Origin of the sequence: Streptomyces sp. NPDC001904 (assembly GCF_040297005.1) — a bacterium.
Taxonomy (GTDB): domain Bacteria; phylum Actinomycetota; class Actinomycetes; order Streptomycetales; family Streptomycetaceae; genus Streptomyces.
The window spans coordinates 334,980-351,336 of record NZ_JBEOYI010000002.1; the positions used below are offsets into that span (position 1 = coordinate 334,980).

12 protein-coding genes and 3 tRNA genes are annotated in these 16,357 nt (G+C 73.9%); 7 read left to right on the forward strand and 8 right to left on the reverse strand.

The features are described from left to right. Window positions 1-17: 17 nt before the first annotated feature. Complete coding sequence (locus tag ABT127_RS03990) at window positions 18-320, reverse strand: YtxH domain-containing protein (RefSeq protein ID WP_351444337.1); 303 nt, start codon at window positions 318-320, stop codon at window positions 18-20. Window positions 321-511: 191 nt separating this feature from the next. Here ABT127_RS03990 and ABT127_RS03995 point away from each other — a divergent pair. The 3 genes from ABT127_RS03995 (at window position 512) to ABT127_RS04005 (ending at window position 917) form a co-directional block, all read left to right on the forward strand. Next, window positions 512-584 (forward strand) — tRNA-Asn (locus ABT127_RS03995). Window positions 585-589: 5 nt separating this feature from the next. Next, window positions 590-662: transfer RNA gene (locus tag ABT127_RS04000), tRNA-Asn, on the forward strand. Window positions 663-840: 178 nt separating this feature from the next. After that, window positions 841-917 (forward strand) — tRNA-Ile (locus ABT127_RS04005). Window positions 918-1,030: 113 nt separating this feature from the next. Here the strand turns inward: ABT127_RS04005 and ABT127_RS04010 are convergent. Then, complete coding sequence (locus tag ABT127_RS04010) at window positions 1,031-2,347, reverse strand: hypothetical protein (RefSeq protein WP_351444338.1); 1,317 nt, start codon at window positions 2,345-2,347, stop codon at window positions 1,031-1,033. A gap of 114 nt (window positions 2,348-2,461) precedes the next feature. Between ABT127_RS04010 and ABT127_RS04015 the strand changes: the two genes are divergently transcribed. Further along, entirely contained in the window at window positions 2,462-3,733 is a 1,272-nt protein-coding gene (locus tag ABT127_RS04015) for a molybdopterin-dependent oxidoreductase (protein WP_351444340.1), read from the forward strand. Window positions 3,734-4,046: 313 nt separating this feature from the next. Here the strand turns inward: ABT127_RS04015 and ABT127_RS04020 are convergent, their stop codons facing one another. Genes ABT127_RS04020 through ABT127_RS04030 form a run of 3 tightly spaced genes read right to left on the reverse strand, consistent with a single transcriptional unit; the run spans window position 4,047 to window position 6,186 of the window. Next, complete coding sequence (locus ABT127_RS04020; protein WP_351444341.1) at window positions 4,047-4,814, reverse strand: methyltransferase domain-containing protein; 768 nt, start codon at window positions 4,812-4,814, stop codon at window positions 4,047-4,049. Then, the gene (locus tag ABT127_RS04025) at window positions 4,811-5,440 is read right to left on the reverse strand and encodes a TIGR04282 family arsenosugar biosynthesis glycosyltransferase (RefSeq protein ID WP_351444342.1); all 630 of its coding nucleotides are present in this window, start codon (window positions 5,438-5,440) and stop codon (window positions 4,811-4,813) included. The genes ABT127_RS04020 and ABT127_RS04025 overlap by 4 nt, the downstream gene beginning before the upstream one ends. A gap of 44 nt (window positions 5,441-5,484) precedes the next feature. Continuing rightward, on the reverse strand, window positions 5,485-6,186 hold the full coding sequence (locus tag ABT127_RS04030) for a glycosyltransferase family 2 protein (RefSeq protein WP_351444343.1): 702 nt from the start codon (window positions 6,184-6,186) through the stop codon (window positions 5,485-5,487). Between the two features lie 115 nt (window positions 6,187-6,301). On the opposite strand from ABT127_RS04030, the gene ABT127_RS04035 reads away from it, so the two are divergent. Both ABT127_RS04035 and ABT127_RS04040 read left to right on the forward strand, forming a co-directional pair. Continuing rightward, complete coding sequence (locus ABT127_RS04035) at window positions 6,302-7,063, forward strand: response regulator transcription factor (RefSeq protein ID WP_351444344.1); 762 nt, start codon at window positions 6,302-6,304, stop codon at window positions 7,061-7,063. 2 nt (window positions 7,064-7,065) lie between these two features. Further along, on the forward strand, window positions 7,066-8,178 hold the full coding sequence (locus ABT127_RS04040; protein ID WP_351444345.1) for a sensor histidine kinase: 1,113 nt from the start codon (window positions 7,066-7,068) through the stop codon (window positions 8,176-8,178). On the opposite strand, the gene ABT127_RS04045 is transcribed toward ABT127_RS04040, so the two are convergent. The 3 genes from ABT127_RS04045 to ABT127_RS04055 form a co-directional block, all read right to left on the reverse strand. Continuing rightward, entirely contained in the window at window positions 8,170-9,171 is a 1,002-nt protein-coding gene (locus ABT127_RS04045) for an NAD-dependent epimerase/dehydratase family protein (protein ID WP_351444346.1), read from the reverse strand. The genes ABT127_RS04040 and ABT127_RS04045 overlap by 9 nt on opposite strands. Before the next feature lie 303 nt (window positions 9,172-9,474). After that, window positions 9,475-10,926, reverse strand: a complete 1,452-nt coding sequence (locus tag ABT127_RS04050; protein ID WP_502971623.1) for a GAF domain-containing protein — start codon at window positions 10,924-10,926, stop codon at window positions 9,475-9,477. A 25-nt stretch (window positions 10,927-10,951) separates the two neighbouring features. Beyond that, window positions 10,952-11,989, reverse strand: coding sequence for a rod shape-determining protein (locus tag ABT127_RS04055; protein WP_351444349.1), 1,038 nt, complete (start codon window positions 11,987-11,989; stop codon window positions 10,952-10,954). Window positions 11,990-12,353: 364 nt separating this feature from the next. On the opposite strand from ABT127_RS04055, the gene ABT127_RS04060 reads away from it, so the two are divergent. Beyond that, window positions 12,354-16,016: a S8 family serine peptidase gene (locus ABT127_RS04060; RefSeq protein ID WP_351444350.1), complete on the forward strand. Its 3,663-nt coding sequence runs from the start codon at window positions 12,354-12,356 to the stop codon at window positions 16,014-16,016. Window positions 16,017-16,357: the final 341 nt, after the last annotated feature.

Below are 16,357 nucleotides of genomic sequence, written 5' to 3' on the forward strand. Positions count from 1 at the left end.
CCTGCGCGGGCGTGCCCTCAGGTGTTGCTGGTGCCCCAGTCGTCCTCGTCGCCGGAGCCGCTGCGCTCCCGCAGGGACCGCACCCGGTCGGCCACGGAGTCCGGAACCTTGCCCTCCACCTTTGCGCTGACGGAGTGGAACGCCTTGCCGGCGACCTCCCGCGTCTGCTGCGCGGCGGACTCGGCCGTATTGCGTACGGCGGGGTTCTGGGAGATCTCGCGAGCGGTCTTCTTGAGCTTCTCGTACCGCTCGCGTCCGGCCCTGGTGCCCAGTACGTAACCCAGGGCCAGACCGGCGATGAATGTGAGCCGGTAGCGCATGTCGGCCACCCTTTCCCTAGCGAGGCGTCATGGACGATGCGGTCGTCGTGGCGGTCATCGTCGTGCTCGATGATCGCCGAGGGGATACCGATTGGCGGAGCACCCCCCAGCTTGCGCTAATGTATGTGTCGCAGCGAGCGCACGCCGCCTGGCAAGTACCCGGGCAGCCGCGTTCGAAGCAACGAGGTCATTCCCCTGTAGCTCAATTGGCAGAGCAGCCGGCTGTTAACCGGCAGGTTACTGGTTCGAGTCCAGTCGGGGGAGCTCGATCTCCTGTAGCTCAATTGGCAGAGCAGCCGGCTGTTAACCGGCAGGTTACTGGTTCGAGTCCAGTCGGGAGAGCTGTCGAACAAGCCCCCTCGGAGTTCACTCCGGGGGGCTTTTTCGTGCCTGGTGGAACCGCCCGGCCACGGGGGATGTCCTCAAGGTCGTGCAGAGCCGAACCATCCGAAGCAGGAGATCGTATGAGCGGCTATGCTGCGGCAGACGGCGCGCACAAATGTGCGCGGCTCGCCGTTACGGGGCGGTAGCTCAGCCGGTTAGAGCAGCGGACTCATAATCCGTCGGCCGTGGGTTCGAGTCCCACCCGCCCCACCACACCTTCAGAGCGCAGAAACGATGCAGCCAGCCTGAACGTAACCTGATGGCCCGTCACGTAAACCGTGGCGGGTCTTCTGTCACTCAGGAGGCTGCTTTTTCGTCGCCCGAGTTCACCACCCCGTCAACAGCAGGTGGTTCAGCGACAGGGCCAGGACCGCCTGGGACGCGAGCCAGGCCCGGGGGGCCGGGAGGAACGCGCAGGCGGCCGGGAGCCAGGCCGCGAAGGGGAGCCAGATGCGTTCCGTCTCCGCCTTGCTCATGCCGGAGAGGTCGGCCAGGAGCAGCGCCGTCAGGGCGGCCGCCGTCAGGAGGGCCAGACGGCGGGGCGGGCCGGTGGGGGCGGTGGCCGCGCGGCGCAGGCCCGCGACCGTGGCGGGGCCGATCAGCAGGACCGTGCAGGCGAGGTTGGCCCAGACCCAGTAGCCGTAGGGGCGGATGCCGCCCGCGCCCTCGTAGTAGCGGGTGGTCAGCAGGCGGTACGCCTCCCACCAGTCGAAGCCCAGGACCGTGAACAGCGCCGGGACCACGACCAGGCCCGCCAGGGCGTACGGCAGCGGGCGCAGCCGGCGGGTGCCGAGGAGCAGGATCGCGCCCGCGATGAGCGCGAACAGCGTCAGGCCGTACGACAGGTAGCAGGTCAGGCCGAACAGCAGGCCCGCCGCGAAACCCGTGAGGCGCGGGCGGCGGCCCGTCACGGCCAGCGCCAGACAGGCCAGGGACCAGGCCGCGACCGCCGTGAAGTAGCCGTCCGCCGAGGTGCCCGTCCAGACCGCGGCCGGGGCCATAGCCAGGAACGGGGCCGCCCGGCGCGCCAGTTCCTCGGACGCCAGCGCGCGCACGGCGACCAGGACCGCCGCGCAGGCCGAAGCGCCGACGGTGATGACCCATGCACCCGCCCAGGCGCCGCCGCCCAGGCCGATCCGGTCCAGCAGGACGAAGGTGAGCGTGGCCGCCGGGGGATGGCCCGCCACGTGCGGGGGCCAGTGGTCGGGGGAGTGCAGCAGGATGTGGCCGGTGAAGTCGCGCAGGGTCGCCGGGATGTCCTGGAAACGGTCGATGACCTGGAGGTACTCGTACTTCGTGGTCAGCCGGTCGGCGACGCCGCGCCGCCAGCCGTCGATCAGGGCCAGGGACCAGGTCCACGCCATGGCGGTCGCCCAGGCCGCCGCGAGCAGCCCGCGCCAGGGCAGCCGGACGGCGAGGCGCGGCCCCCAGGTGACGACGGCGGCCGCCACGACGAGGGCGGCCGGGGTGCCGGGTCCCAGGTGCGGGAGCCAGTGCGCGTACAGCGGCGGCCACCCCACGTGCAGGGTGCCGTGCTCGCGTTCGATCCAGGTGCCGACGAGTGCGGCCGCCGTGACGAGGAGGGCGGCGGCCCCGACGGCGTAGAGATCGCGGCGGACGGCACGGGGGAGAGAGCGGGTCACACCCGAAACGCTAGGTGGCCGGGCCGGTGGCAGCGGTGCGGCGCGGACGGACGTCAGGGTTTCGTCATGTGTCGGGAGCCCCGTGCGCGGGGTGCCGCGGCCTACGGTCGGCGCATGTCACGGAAGTTCGACCCGGTTGTCCCACCGACCTCCCCGGCGTTCTGGCGCAGCCCCGTGCGCGGGCGGTGGTTCACGTCGGTGCTCGGTCTGGTGCTGCTGTTCGGGATCACCGTGCTGTTCGTGACGGGGCTCCTGTCCTACGCCGCGTACAACCCGGGCCTCTCGCCGGTCAACGACAAGACGCCCGACAAGGGACTGCTCGGCTTCTATCTCTTCGGCTGGCCCACCCGCCCGTACTGGCTGTACCGGCTCACCCAGGGCGTCCACGTGACGCTCGGGATCACCCTGATCCCCGTACTGCTGGCCAAGCTGTGGTCGGTGGTGCCCAGGCTGTTCGCGCTGCCGCCCGTGCGCTCCGTCGCCCACGCGCTGGAGCGGATCTCGCTGCTCATGCTGGTCGGCGGGGTGCTGTTCGAGTTCGTCACCGGCGTGCTCAACGTGCAGCTGGAGTACGTCTTCCCCGGCTCCTTCTATCCGCTGCACTTCTACGGGGCCTGGGTGTTCTTCGCCGCGTTCGCCCTGCACGTCGTGCTGCGGGCGCCGGCCGCCGTGCGGAACCTGCGCCGCGGCGCGCTCCGCGACACCGGGGACGGTGACGAGCTGACCGCGGTGCGGCCCGCCGCGCCGACCGTGTCGCGGCGCGGCGCGCTGGGCGTGGTCGGCGGCGCGTCGGCACTGCTGTTCGGCACCACGGTGGGGCGCGGGTTCGACGGCCCGCTCCGGCGGACCGCGCTGCTCGCGCCGCACGGCTGGGCGGAGCCGGGCAGCGGTCCCGGCGGATTCCAGATCAACAAGACCGCCGCGTCCCGGGGGATCGACCCGCGCGAGACGGCGGAGGAGGCGTGGCGGCTGGTGGTGCACGGGCCCGCCGGGACCGTGCGCTTCAGCAGGCCCGAGCTGCTGCGGCTGCCGCTGCACACGGCCGCGCTGCCCATCGCCTGCGTGGAGGGGTGGTCGACGTCCGACCAGGAGTGGCGGGGGGTCCGGCTGCGGGACCTCGCCGAGCTGGCCGGACACCCGGCGGACGCGGTGCCCGATGTGCTGGTGGAGTCGTTGCAGCGGCACGGCGCGTTCCGGCGGGCCGCCCTGAGCGCCGCCCAGGTACGGGATCCGCGCTCGCTGCTCGCGCTGGAGGTCAACGGGGCCGCGCTGACGCCCGATCACGGCTGTCCGGCCAGGATCATCGTGCCCGCGGCGCCCGGGGTGCTGAACACGAAATGGGTCGCGCGGCTGACCTTCGGCGATCTCCGGGAGGCGGTCCGATGAAGCTGGGCAGCCCTTTCCAACTCGTCCTGCTGCTGTGCTCGTTCGCCCTCGCCGCCTACGCGGGGGTGCGGCTGCTGGCCGGGGACTGGCTCCTGGTCAGCCTGTGGTTCGCCGGGGCGGCGCTCGTGCACGACCTGGTCCTGCTCCCGCTGTACGGGGCCGTGGACCGGGCCGTCCTCGGGGCGCTCGGCGCCGTGGGCGCGGGTGACGGCGGACGGCGGGCGTGGGCCGGGCACGTGCGGGTTCCGGCGATGCTGTCGGGGCTGCTGCTCCTCGTGTGGTTCCCGATGATCAGCGGCCGGGCCGCCGGTCACTACACGTCGGCCACCACGCTGTCGGCGGACGGGTTCCTCGGGCGCTGGCTGCTGATCACCGCCGTGCTCTTCGCCGGGTCGGCGCTGCTGCTGCCGGTGCGGCTGCGCAGGGCGGCGAAACAGCGGCCGGCCGCCGACCACTGAGCGACGGGCCGCCAGTGCGCGGCCCGGGCGGCGGCCCGCAGCAGGGCCGGGGTGCCGACCCGGGCCCAGGGGAACGGCGCGCTCTCCGCCGCCGTCGCTCCGACGATCCGTACGCTGACCCGCTCGTCGACGTCGAGCGGCGCGGTCTCGGCGATCAGCAGGCCACCGGGCGCCAGGAGTTGGGCGACGCGGGCGAGCAGCACCGCCGGCTCCCCGCCGATGCCGAGGTTTCCGTCGGCCAGCAGCACGGTGCCCCAGCGGCCCTCACCGGGCAGCGGCGCGAAGACGGAACGCAGCAGGGCCGGGCCGCCGAGCCGCGCGGTGCGGGCGACGGCGGCCGCGCTGATGTCGATGCCGAGGGCGGGGGTGCCGCGGGCGACGAGTTCCGCGACCAGCCGGCCCGGGCCGCAGCCGACATCGAGGACGGGCCCCTCGCACCGGTCGAGCAGCGCGCGGTCCACCGCGTCGGCGCCGGTGCACCAGCGCTCCACGTCGAGGGGGAGCAGCCAGCCGTCACCGCGGCGCAGATAGAGGGGGCCGCGGCCGGTGCGCAGGGCGTCCGCGTACGGATCGGCGGACCAGGCGCGGTGCGGGGCCGGGTCGAGGTCGTGCGCGGTCGTCATCGGGCGGTCGCCGCCCGGAGCCGGTCGAGGCGTGCGGCGAAGCGGGAGTGCGGGGCTTCGGCGGCGACCGCCCGCGCGTCGGCGGCCGTGTCCACGTCGCGCAGCGACGGCAGATCCTTGACGCGCAGGCCCGCCGCGACGAGCCGGGCTCGCTGCACGGCGCCCGTCTCGGGTGCCGACATCGGCACCCCGAGCAGCAGCGCGGGATCGGGGTCGCTCAGGCCCAGCGCCCAGAAGCCGCCGTCGGCGGCCGGGCCGAAACAGGCGTCGTACGCCGAACCGGCCGCGCCGAAGTCCACGGCGAGCAGTTCCGGGGTGACCTGCGGGGTGTCCATACCGATCAGCAGCGTCGGCCCGGAACAGGCGGCGAACGCGGCCGCGAGCCGTTCGTCCAGTCCGCCCGCGCCCTGCGGCACGACGTCGAAGCCGGGCGGCAGCCATGGGCCCGGATCACCGTCGAGCGCGAGAACCCGGCGGTCGACGGGCGCGGCGGCCACGGTGTGCAGGGTGTCGGCGAGGGAGGCCTCGGCGAGCGCCGCCGCCTCTGCGGGGGTGAAGGGCGGGGTGAGTCGTGTCTTGACCCGGCCGGGGCGCGGTTCCTTGGCGATGACGAGGAGGGTGGTCATGGGGGCCTCTCGGGCAGGGGAGAGATGCGGGGGAGCGGGGGCGCTCACGGGCGCGGGGCCTCGGACAGGACACGGCTCATGTCGCGCACCGCCTGCCACGTCCCGCGCCAGGTGCCCGTCACCTTCGAGGCGCCGGTGCGCGGGCGGTAGGGAACGTCGTGCTCCGTCACCCGCCAGCCCGCGTCGGCGGCGCGCACCACCATCTGGAGCGGATAGCCGCTGCGCCGGTCGGTCAGGTCGAGGGCGAGCAGCGCCTCGCGGCGGGCGGCGCGCAGCGGTCCGAGGTCGCGCAGGCGCAGACCGGTGCGGCGGCGCAGCATCCGGGCGAGCGCGAGATTGCCGGCGCGAGCGTGCGGGGGCCAGGCGCCGCGGCCCTGCGGGCGGCGCCGGCCGAGCACCAGATCGGCCTCCCCGGCGCGCACCTCACGGACGAACGGCACGAGCAGCGCCGGGTCCAGCGAGGCGTCGCAGTCGCAGAAGCAGACGTACGGAGCCGTGGCCGCGGTCAGCCCCGCGTGGCAGGCGGCGCCGAAGCCGCGCCGCGTCTCGGTCACGACGGTGGCGCCGAGGTCGCGGGCGAGGTCCGCCGAGCCGTCGGTGGAGCCGTTGTCCACGACGAGCGCGCGCCAGCCCGGCGGAATGCGGGACAGGACCCAGGGGAGTGCCCCGGCCTCGTTCAGGCAGGGCAGCACGACGTCGACGGCCTCGGCGGACGCCGGCGGAGGAGAGTTCAGCACGGCGTCCACCCTACGAACACCAATCGGGCAAAACGGGCTTCGGCTCCTTACGAAACACGGACGTCCGGGGCGCCGGGCCGGGCGGGCGGCGACGCGGGCGCGGGGGCGGTGCGACGCTGGGGGCATGGAGCAGCAACAGCCGCAGGAGCGGGTGCCGGGCCGGGTGCTCGTCGTCGACGACGACCCCACGGTCGCCGAGGTCGTGACCGGATACCTGGAACGCGCCGGGTATCTGGTGGACCGCGCCGGGGACGGCCGGGGCGCGCTCGCCGGGGCCGCCGCGCACTGGCCGGATCTCGTCGTCCTCGATCTGATGCTGCCCGGGATGGACGGCCTGGAGGTGTGCCGCAGGCTGCGCGAGACCGGCCCGGTCCCGGTCGTCATGCTCACCGCGCGCGGCGACGAGGACGACCGCATCCTCGGCCTGGAGGTCGGCGCCGACGACTACGTGACCAAGCCGTTCAGCCCGCGCGAGCTGGTGCTGCGCGTGGAGTCGGTCCTGCGCCGCACCCGCCCCGCCACCGGCGCCCGGGTCCGCCCGCTGGCGGCGGCCGGCCTCACCGTCGACCCCGCGGCCCGACGCGCCACCAAGGGCGACGCCGAACTGGCTCTCACCCTCCGCGAGTTCGACCTGCTCACCTTCTTCCTGCGGCATCCGGGGCGCGTCCACAGCCGAGAGGACCTGATGCGGGAGGTGTGGGGCTGGGACTTCGGCGACCTGTCGACGGTCACGGTCCACGTGCGCCGCCTGCGCAACAAGATCGAGGCCGATCCGGCACGTCCGCGGCTGGTGCAGACCGTGTGGGGGGTCGGGTACCGCTTCGAGCCGGAGGGTGCACCGGAAGCGGCGGCCTCCGCCGGTCCGGACGCCCGGGAAGGCCGGTAGCCGTGCGGGACACCCTCCTCATCGCCCTCTTCGCCTTCCTCGGGGCCGCCGCCGCCGGACTCTGCGGCGCGGGTGCCTTGTGGCTGCTGCGGCGTCGGTCGCTGACCGCCTCGGTCACCGTGGTCGCCGCCGTCGCCGTCGGGGCGATGCTCGCCGGGACGCTGGCGGTGGCGCAGGCGATGTTCCTGTCCGCGCACGACCTCAGCGTCGTCACGACCGTGGTCGCCATGGCGGCCGTCGTCTCGCTGGGGACCGCCCTGTTGCTCGGCCGGCGCGTGGTCGCCCGCAGCCACGAACTCGCCCTGGCCGCACGCTCGTTCGGTGACGTCGGCGGTTTCACCGCGCCCGCGCAGCCCGCCACCGCGGAACTGGCCGCGGTCAGCCGGGAACTGGCCGCCACCAGCGCCAGGCTCGCCGACTCGCGGGAACGGGAGCGGATGCTGGAGACCTCACGGCGCGAACTCGTCGCCTGGATCTCGCACGACCTGCGCACCCCGCTGGCCGGGCTGCGCGCCATGTCCGAGGCGCTGGAGGACGGCGTCGCCGCCGACCCCGCCCGCTATCTGCGCCAGATCCGCACCGAGGTCGAGCGCCTCAACGACATGGTCGGCGACCTCTTCGAACTCTCCCGGATCCACGCCGGCGCCCTCACCCTCACCCCCACCCGGATCTCGCTGTACGACCTGGTGGGCGACGCCATCGCCGGTGCCGACCCGCTCGCGCGGGAGCACGGGGTGCGGCTGGTGGGTGACGACGTCGCGCCGGTCCCGGTGGACGTGGACGGCAAGGAGATGAGCCGGGTCCTGGGCAACCTCCTGGTCAACGCGATCCGCCGGACCCCCGCCGACGGCACCGTGGCGGTCGGCGCCGAGCGCTCGCCCGACGGCGTCGTGCTGTCCGTGTCCGACGGCTGCGGAGGCATCCCGGAGATCGATCTGCCCCGGGTCTTCGACACCGGCTGGCGCGGCACACACGCCCGTACGCCACCGGCCGGCGCGGGTCTCGGGCTCGCCATCGTGCGCGGGATCGTCGAGGCCCACCAAGGGCGCGCCGCCGTGCGGAACATCCCCGGCGGCTGCCGCTTCGAGGTGACCCTGCCGGCCGCGTCAGGCTGAGACGGCGGCGAACTCCTTCATCCCCGCGACGAACTCGATCTCCGGCCGCCAGCCGAGCTCGGCCCGCAGCCGCGCCGAGTCGGCCGTGATGTGCCGGACGTCGCCGAGCCGGTACTCACCGGTGACCACGGGGACGGGTCCGCCGTGCGCGTCGGCCAGCGCGCGGGCCAGTTCGCCCACGGTGCGCGGGACGCCGCTGCCGGTGTTGTACGCGGTGAGCGCACCCGGCGGGACCGCGGTCCCCAGCGCCTCCAGGGCCGCGACGTTGGCCCGCGCCACATCCCGTACATGCACGAAGTCCCGCCGCTGCCGCCCGTCCTCGAACACCCGCGGGGCCTCGCCGCGAGCCAGCGCCGACCGGAAGAAGGAGGCGACACCGGCGTACGGGGTGTCGCGCGGCATCCGGGGCCCGTACACGTTGTGGTAGCGCAGCGACACCGCCGTGCCGTCCGTCGCGCGCGCCCACGCAGCCGCCAGGTGCTCCTGGGCGAGCTTGGTCGTGGCGTACACGTTGCGCGGGTCGGCGGGCGCGTCCTCGGCGACCAGACCCGGCGTCAGTTCGAGGCCGCAGTCGGGGCACATCGGTTCGAACAGTCCCGCGTCGAGCGCGGCGACCGCCCGCGGTCCGGGACGCACCACTCCGTGCCGGGGGCACTCGTAGCGTCCTTCCCCGTACACGACCATCGACCCGGCGAGCACCAGCCGCCGCACCCCGCCCTCCGCCATCGCGGTCAGCAGCACGGCGGTCCCGAGGTCGTTGCGGGAGACGTAGTCGGCCGCGTCCGCGAACCCGGTGCCGAGGCCGACCATCGCCGCCTGGTGGCACACCGCGTCCACGCCGTCGAGGGCGCGGGCGACCGTATCCTTGTCCCGGACGTCCGCCGACGGGTCCTGCCGTACGTCGAGGACCGCGGGTTCGTGCCCGCGCGCGGCCAGCGCCTCGACGACATGGGACCCGATGAACCCGGCACCGCCGGTGACCAGTACACGCATGGGGCCACGGTAGGCAGACCCGGCGGCGCCGACCGAGCGTATGCGCCGTCGTGTCACCGGTCCGTAAGAACCGCGCCCGTCGAGCTTCAGAAGCTTGCGTTTTGCGGACAACGGTGCGCTTTGGGGAGGGACGCGGGAGGGGTGCGCCCCTTAGACTCGCCAGAACCGCGAATCGGCTCCCCGGATCGGCTCCCCGGATCGGCTCTCCCCCGGAGCGGGTGATCCAGCGGTGATCGAGCGGTGTGCGTACGGGGATGAGCGGAGTCGGCGCCGGTCATCCCCGATGTACCGGGCGCCCGCCTCTCACAGCCGTCGTGGCGACTGCCAGGTCGCCGTCGTGCCCGTGCCGCCCTCTGCGCCCGGCACGCCCCCTTGCTCCCCGTCGTCCGCCACGGTCAGCCGCACCCCGGGACGGCCGTCCGGCAGCGAGGCCCCCGCGTCGACGGCGACCTCGATCCGGGAGACCGCCCGCCGCCGGGACGCCGTGGCCAGGGCCCGCCGCAGCGCGGCCAGCAGATGGCCCTCGACCGCGCCGTCCAGGACACCCTCGACCGGTCCGGTGAACCGCACCGACGGGGCGAAGCCGAGCACCGCGGCGGCGCCCGCCGTCTCGCGCAGGACCCGGCCGCGGAACGTCGTCGGCGCCGCGGCCGGCGGCTGCTGCAGCGCGAAGATGGTCGTCCGGACCTCCTGGATCGTCGACTCCAGCTCGTCGACGGCGTGGGCCAGCGTCTCGCGTACGTCGCCGACCGTCGCCCGGCGCTGGGTGGACTCCAGCATCAGCCCCGTCGCGAACAGCCGCTGGACGACCAGGTCGTGCAGGTCACGGGCGATCCGGTCGCGGTCCTCGAAGACGGCGAGCCGCTCGCGGCCCGCCTGCGCGTCGGCCAGGACCAGGGCGAGCGCCGCCTGCGAGGCGAACTGGGTGGCCAGGAGGTGGTCCACCGAGGTGTACGGGCGGGCGTCGCGGGAGCGGGGCAGGGCCAGGGTGCCGATCAGCTTTCCGCCCGCCTGCAACGGCAGCATCATGCTCGGTCCGAAACGGGCCCTGACCTCGGTCGTCATCCGTGGGTCCGTCGCCGAGTCGTCGATGAACACCGGCTCACCGGTGAGGAGCTGGGCCAGCACGGCGCTGCCCGGCTGGATCGTCGCGCCGAGCAGGGTGTGCGGATCGTCCGTGCTGGAGGCCGCCACGATCGACATGCCGCCCGCCTCCGTGGGCTGGAGGACCACCCCGGCCGCGGCGTCGGCCAGCAGCCGGGCCCGCTCGGCGACCGTGGTCAGGGCGTCCTCGGCGCGGCCGGTGAGCAGCGCCGTGGTGACCGCGGCGGCGCCCTCGATCCACCGCTCGCGCTGCCGGGCGGTCTCGTACAGCCGGGCGTTGCCGATGGCGATGCCGGCCTGCGTCGCCAGCACCCGCAGCAGGGCGTGATCGTCGACGGTGAAGGTCTTGCCCGTCAGGCGCAGCCGGCCGAACTCCGTCTCCTGTACGCGGATGGGGACGGTCAGGGAACCCTGCGGGCCCTGCCCGGCCCGTCCGGTGCCGACCGACTGGAGCAGGCTGCCGTGGCCCGGGTCGATGACGTCGAGCACCCCGTGGGGCGCGCCGGTGAGCGTGGCCGCGCTGTCCACCAGGTGCTGGAGCATGGTGCGCAGCTCCAGCTCGGTGCCCACGCCGAGCACCGCCTCCAGGAGGACGGGGAGACCGGTGTCGGGACGTGCGGCGTCCGGTGTTCCTGGTGGCACGGTGCGCACGTCCCCCTCGAGGTTCGTCGTGATGTCAGCCCGCCAGCGGGTCGAGGACCATCGGCTCGACCTTGCCCTCCATCATCGCGCCCAGCCCCTGCACCGCGCACACGTCGGGCCGCTCGGCGATGTGCACCGGCATGCCCGTCGCCTCGCGCAGCATGTGGTCGAGGCCGGGCAGCAGGGCCGAGCCGCCGACCAGCATGATGCCGCGGTCCGCGAGGTCGGCGACCAGATCGGGCGGGCAGTCCCGCAGCACCTTGCCGATGCCGTCGAGGACCGCGGTCAGCGGGGTGTGGATCGCGCGCCGCACCGCGGAGGTGTCGACGTGCACCGAGCGGGCGAGGCCGGTCGCCACGTCCCGGCCGTGGATCTCGGTCTGCTCCGGGCCGTGCGGGGTCAGGCCGTTGCCGCTCAGGGCCAGCTGCAGCGGGCGCACCGACTGCGAGGGGAGCATCAGCTCGTGCTGCTGGCGCAGGTGCTGGACCACCGCGTGGTCGATGGCGTCGCCGCCGACCGGGATCCGGTCGGCGGTCACGATCGCGCCGAGCGAGAGCACGGCGATCTGGGTCGTGGCCGCGCCACAGACGATGATCATCGTCGCCTCGGGCTGCTCGACGGGCAGCCCGCAGCCGACGGCGGCGGCGATCAGCGTGTCGACGAGCTCGACGCGGCGGGCGCCGAGCCCGACCAGGGTCTCCACCGCGGCGCGCTGCGCCAGCGGGTCCGCGTCGTGCGGGGTGCAGGCCGCCGCGCGCAGCCGGGGCTTGCGGCGCAGCGTGCGCCGCAGCTTCTCGCCGAGCAGCTGGCGCAGCATCCGCTGGGCCATCTCGATGTCGACGACGGTGCCGCCGGAGACCGGCCGGACGACCCGGATGTAGCCCGGGGTGCGCCCGGTCATCCGCTCCGCGAACTCGCCGACGGCGATCAGCGCACCGGTGCGGGTGTTGACCGCGGCGCAGCTCGGCTCGTCGACGACGATGCCCGCGCCCTTCACGTACACGCGGGTGCGCGCGGCCCCCAGGTCGACGGCGAAGTGGCAGCGGCGCAACTGCTCCAGACTGACGGTCATGGCAGATCCTCCCGAGATCGCGGCCCCCAACAGGGACGCCGGGTCGCGGGTCCGCGGCCCTTTTGGCATCGTGCTGCGGAGTTCGGGATTCCGCTCGTTGGAGTGGGCCGGACGGGGCCAGACCCCGAACAGGCCGGTCCTGCTGGCCCATCTGACGCTCCGCCACCTGAGTGAGTCCCCTCGGCGCGGCCCGGTGCTCCGGCCCGGGACGCCGGCCGGATCGCCCGTGGCGCCCGCTGGCGGGAACGCGCCAGTGCAGCACCCGCCAGCCCTCGGCAACTTCCCTGCAACACAGGGCTCCTGAGACTCTTCCCAGCACTTGGGTGACACCCACTGATCCCGAGGCCCCGGAAGAGAGGCAACGATGTCCAGAGGACCTGCCGCGAGACGTGGCGCGGCCCTGCTGTCCGCAGGGCTCGCGTTCGCGCTGCTGCCCGCAGGGGGCGCGCACGCCGGCCCCGCGAAGACCCCCACCAAGGCCGTTTCCGCCGCGCACACCGTCACCCTGGTGACCGGCGACAAGGTGACCGTCACCGACCTCGGCGGCGGGCGGCGGACCGTCACCGTCGACCGCGCCAAGGGTGCCACCGGGGCGGTGCGCACCCAGGTGTCGGACGGTGAGGTCACCGTCGTGCCCGACGAGGCCCGGCGGTATCTCGCCGACGGGAGCCTCGACGCCCGGCTGTTCGACGTCAGCGAGCTGATACGGCAGGGGCTCGCCGACGGCCGTGCCGACGCGACGCCCCTCATCGTGACCTATGGCAGCAAGAGCGCCCGGAGCGCGGCCGCCGTGCCCCGGGGCGCCGAGCGGACCCGGACCCTGCCCAGCATCGGCGGCGCCGCGGTCGCCGCCGCCAAGGGGCGCACCTTCTGGAACGGCCTCACCACCAGGAACGGCTACACCGGCGGCCTCGGCAAGGTGTGGCTCGACGCGCGGGTCAAGGCCGACATGGCGGAGTCCAACGCGCAGATCGGCACCTCGAAGGCGTGGGAGGCCGGGTTCACCGGCAAGGGCGTCAAGGTCGCCGTCCTCGACACCGGCTACGACGCCTCCCACCCCGACCTCGCCTCCCGCGTCACCGAGTCGAAGTCGTTCATCGAGGGCGAGGAGGTCGCCGACAGGAACGGCCACGGCACCCATGTGACCTCGACGGTCGGCGGGTCCGGCGCCGCGTCCGACGGCGCGGAGAAGGGGGTCGCCCCCGACGCGACCCTCGCCGTCGGCAAGGTCCTCAGCGACGAGGGCTCCGGCTCCGAGTCGCAGATCATCGCCGGTATGGAGTGGGCCGCCAAGGACGTCAAGGCGCGCGTCGTCTCCATGAGCCTCGGCTCGGACACGGGCAGCGACGGCACCGACCCGATGTCCGCCGCCGTGAACACCCTCTCCAAGGAGACCGGCGCCCTCTTCGTCATCGCCGCGGGCAACTACAGCGCCCCCGGCACCATCGGCTCGCCCGGCGCCGCGGACTCCGCGCTCACCGTCGGTGCCGTCGACTCCGACGACCGGGCCGCCTACTTCAGCAGCCAGGGCCCGCGCCTCGGCGACAACGCCCTCAAGCCCGATGTCTCCGCGCCCGGCGTGGACATCCTCGCCGCCCGCTCCTCGCTGGTCGCGGGCTCCGGCAGCTACACCACCATGAGCGGTACGTCGATGGCGACGCCGCACGTCGCCGGTGTCGCCGCCCTCCTCGCGCAGGAGCACCCGGACTGGACCGGTGCCCGGCTCAAGGACGCGCTGATGTCGAGCAGCAAGCAACTCGACGCCTCCGCCTACGCGCTGGGGTCGGGCCGGGTCAGCGTCCCGGACGCCGTCACCGCCGACGTCACCGCCACCGGCAGCGCCGACCTCGGCCAGTACACGTGGCCCTACGACAGCAACGCGCCGGTCACGAAGACCGTCACGTACAGCAACTCCTCCGACAAGGCCGTCGAGCTGAGCCTCGCCGTGCAGGGGGCCCCGGCCGGCGTCGCCACGCTCGCCGACTCCACGCTCACCGTGCCCGCCCACGGCACCGCCGCCACGACCGTCACCGGCGACGGCGCGAAGGCCGCCATCGGCACCAACAGCGGCCAGATCGTCGCCAGTTCGGGCGGAAAGGCCGTCGCGCACACCGCGTTCGGGCTGGTCAAGGAGGAGGAGCGGTACACGCTCACCGTCCATGTGAAGGACCGTGACGGCGCCCCCGCCGACGCCTTCCTCGCCGTGCAGCAGCTCGTCGCGAACACGGACCCGGTCGGCCACTCCAGCGGCGACGACGGCACCGTGGAGCTGCGGCTGAAGCCGGGCACGTACTACGTCGACACCTTCCTCGACGTGCGCGGGAGCCACGGCAAGGACTCGCTCGGCCTCGGCTACCTCGCCGACCCCGAGGTCACCCTCGACCGGGACCGCGAGATCACCCTCGACGGGCGGAAGCTGAAGGAGGTCGCCGCCGACGTCGGGCGCACCACCCAGACCCGGCAGCTGATCATGGAGGCCGACCGGCAGGCGAACGGCGCCGAGATCACCAACGCCGTCCAGGTCCCCGTCGCCTACGACAGCGTCTTCGCCGCCCCCACCCGCAAGGTCGCCAAGGGCAGCTACGCGTACCGCACCGTCTGGCGGCTCGGGAAGCCGCTGCTCCAGGTCGACGGGGTGCGTGACGCGCTCGTCCAGGCCGGCGGCACGCTCGCCGAGGGCCGCAGCAGGCTCGCCGTCGTCGACGCGGGCGCGGGCACCCCGGCCGACTACGCGGGCAAGAAGGTGCGCGGCAGGGCCGTCCTGGTCCGTGCCGACGGCGCGACGGCGCCGGGCGCGCTCGCCCAGGCCGCCCAGGACGCGGGCGCCGCGGCGCTGTTCGTCACCGACGGGACGGCCGGCCGGCTGAACACCTACTTCGGCACCGACGACTACACGGACCGGCCGCTGACGATCGCGACCGTCGACGCGCGCGACGCCGCCGTCCTCGCCGCCGCCGCGAAGGCGGGCCGGGCGCTGGACATGACCGGCACCCGGTACACGCCCTGGGTGTACGACCTCGCCGACGAGCACACCGGAGCGATCCCCGGCGGATCGCTGACGTACCGGCCGGGCAGCCGTGAACTGGCCGTCCGCGACGTCCGGTTCCACGCACCGAAGGCGCAGGACGGCGGGGAGTTCCGCTACGCGCTCAGCGATGCCTTCCCCGTCGGCCTCGGCTTCCTGGAGAAGATCGCCCTCCCGGCCGAGCGCACCGACTACGTCTCCACCGGCGCGCGCCAGACCTGGCACGAGTCCGTCCAGGCGGGCGCCGCGCTCTCCTGGGAGGAGCGCAGCGGCGTGATCACGTACAAGGGCGGCTCGCACGGGAAGCTGGACTGGTTCAAGCCGGTCTGGCACCCGTGGCTGGGCACCGGCCTCGGCTGGGGCCAGGACCGCTCCGGCAACAACCTGCAGTTCAACACCCCGGGCTGGGGCGACTCGGGACCGGACCACACCGGCTTCGGCGACGCCTACAGCAGCGACTCCGGCATGACGCAGGAGACGGCCGTGTACGTCGACGGCAAGGAGGTCTACCGGAGGGTGGGTTCCGGGGCGTACGTCTGGGACGCCGATCCGGCCGAGCACACGTACAAGGTCACGACGGACACCGCGCTGGACGCGAAGCGGTGGGGCGTGGCCACCGAGGGGCACTCCGCGTGGACGGTCAGGTCCGCCGAGACCCCGGCGGACACCTCGACGCGGCTCGCGCTGATCAACCTCGGCTTCGACCTGGAGACCGACCTCAGGGGCACGGTCGCGGCCGGCAAGCGGATCCCGGTCCGGCTGTCCGCCGAGTACACGGCGGGTGCGGCGGACACCGGCACCATCGGCGGCGGCACCCTGGAGGTCTCGTACGACGACGGCGCCACCTGGAAGGCTGTGTCCCTGAAGGGCGGAAAGGCCTCCTGGAGCGGCGAGTTGAGCGTGCCGCGCGGTGCGCACCACGTCTCCCTGCGGGCAACTGCCAAGGACGACAAGGGCGGTAGCGTCCGTCAGGAGATCGTCAGGGCGGTGGCGGTGAAGTAGCCCGGAACGACGCGACGGCGCCGCCTCCCCGTGGGACCGGGGGAGACGGCGCCGTGTGCGTGCATCCGACGGTGTGTCACACCGTGGCGTCGCGCCGGGTGTTACACGAGCCAGCCGACGAAGTGGACGATGCCGGCGAGGATGTCGGTGAGCAGGTTCATGGTGGTGCGTTCTCCTCGGTATTGCGTGTTGCATGTGTGTGGGACGTGCACTGCATCGCGATGCGTTCGCTACGGTCTGCAGCCCGTTGCTTGCGCCCTGTAAGCATCGTTGCTGTTGCGTGCCGTATGCAAACTCTGGAGCGACGACCACCTGTTCGAGGGAACAACTGCGCCCTTGTT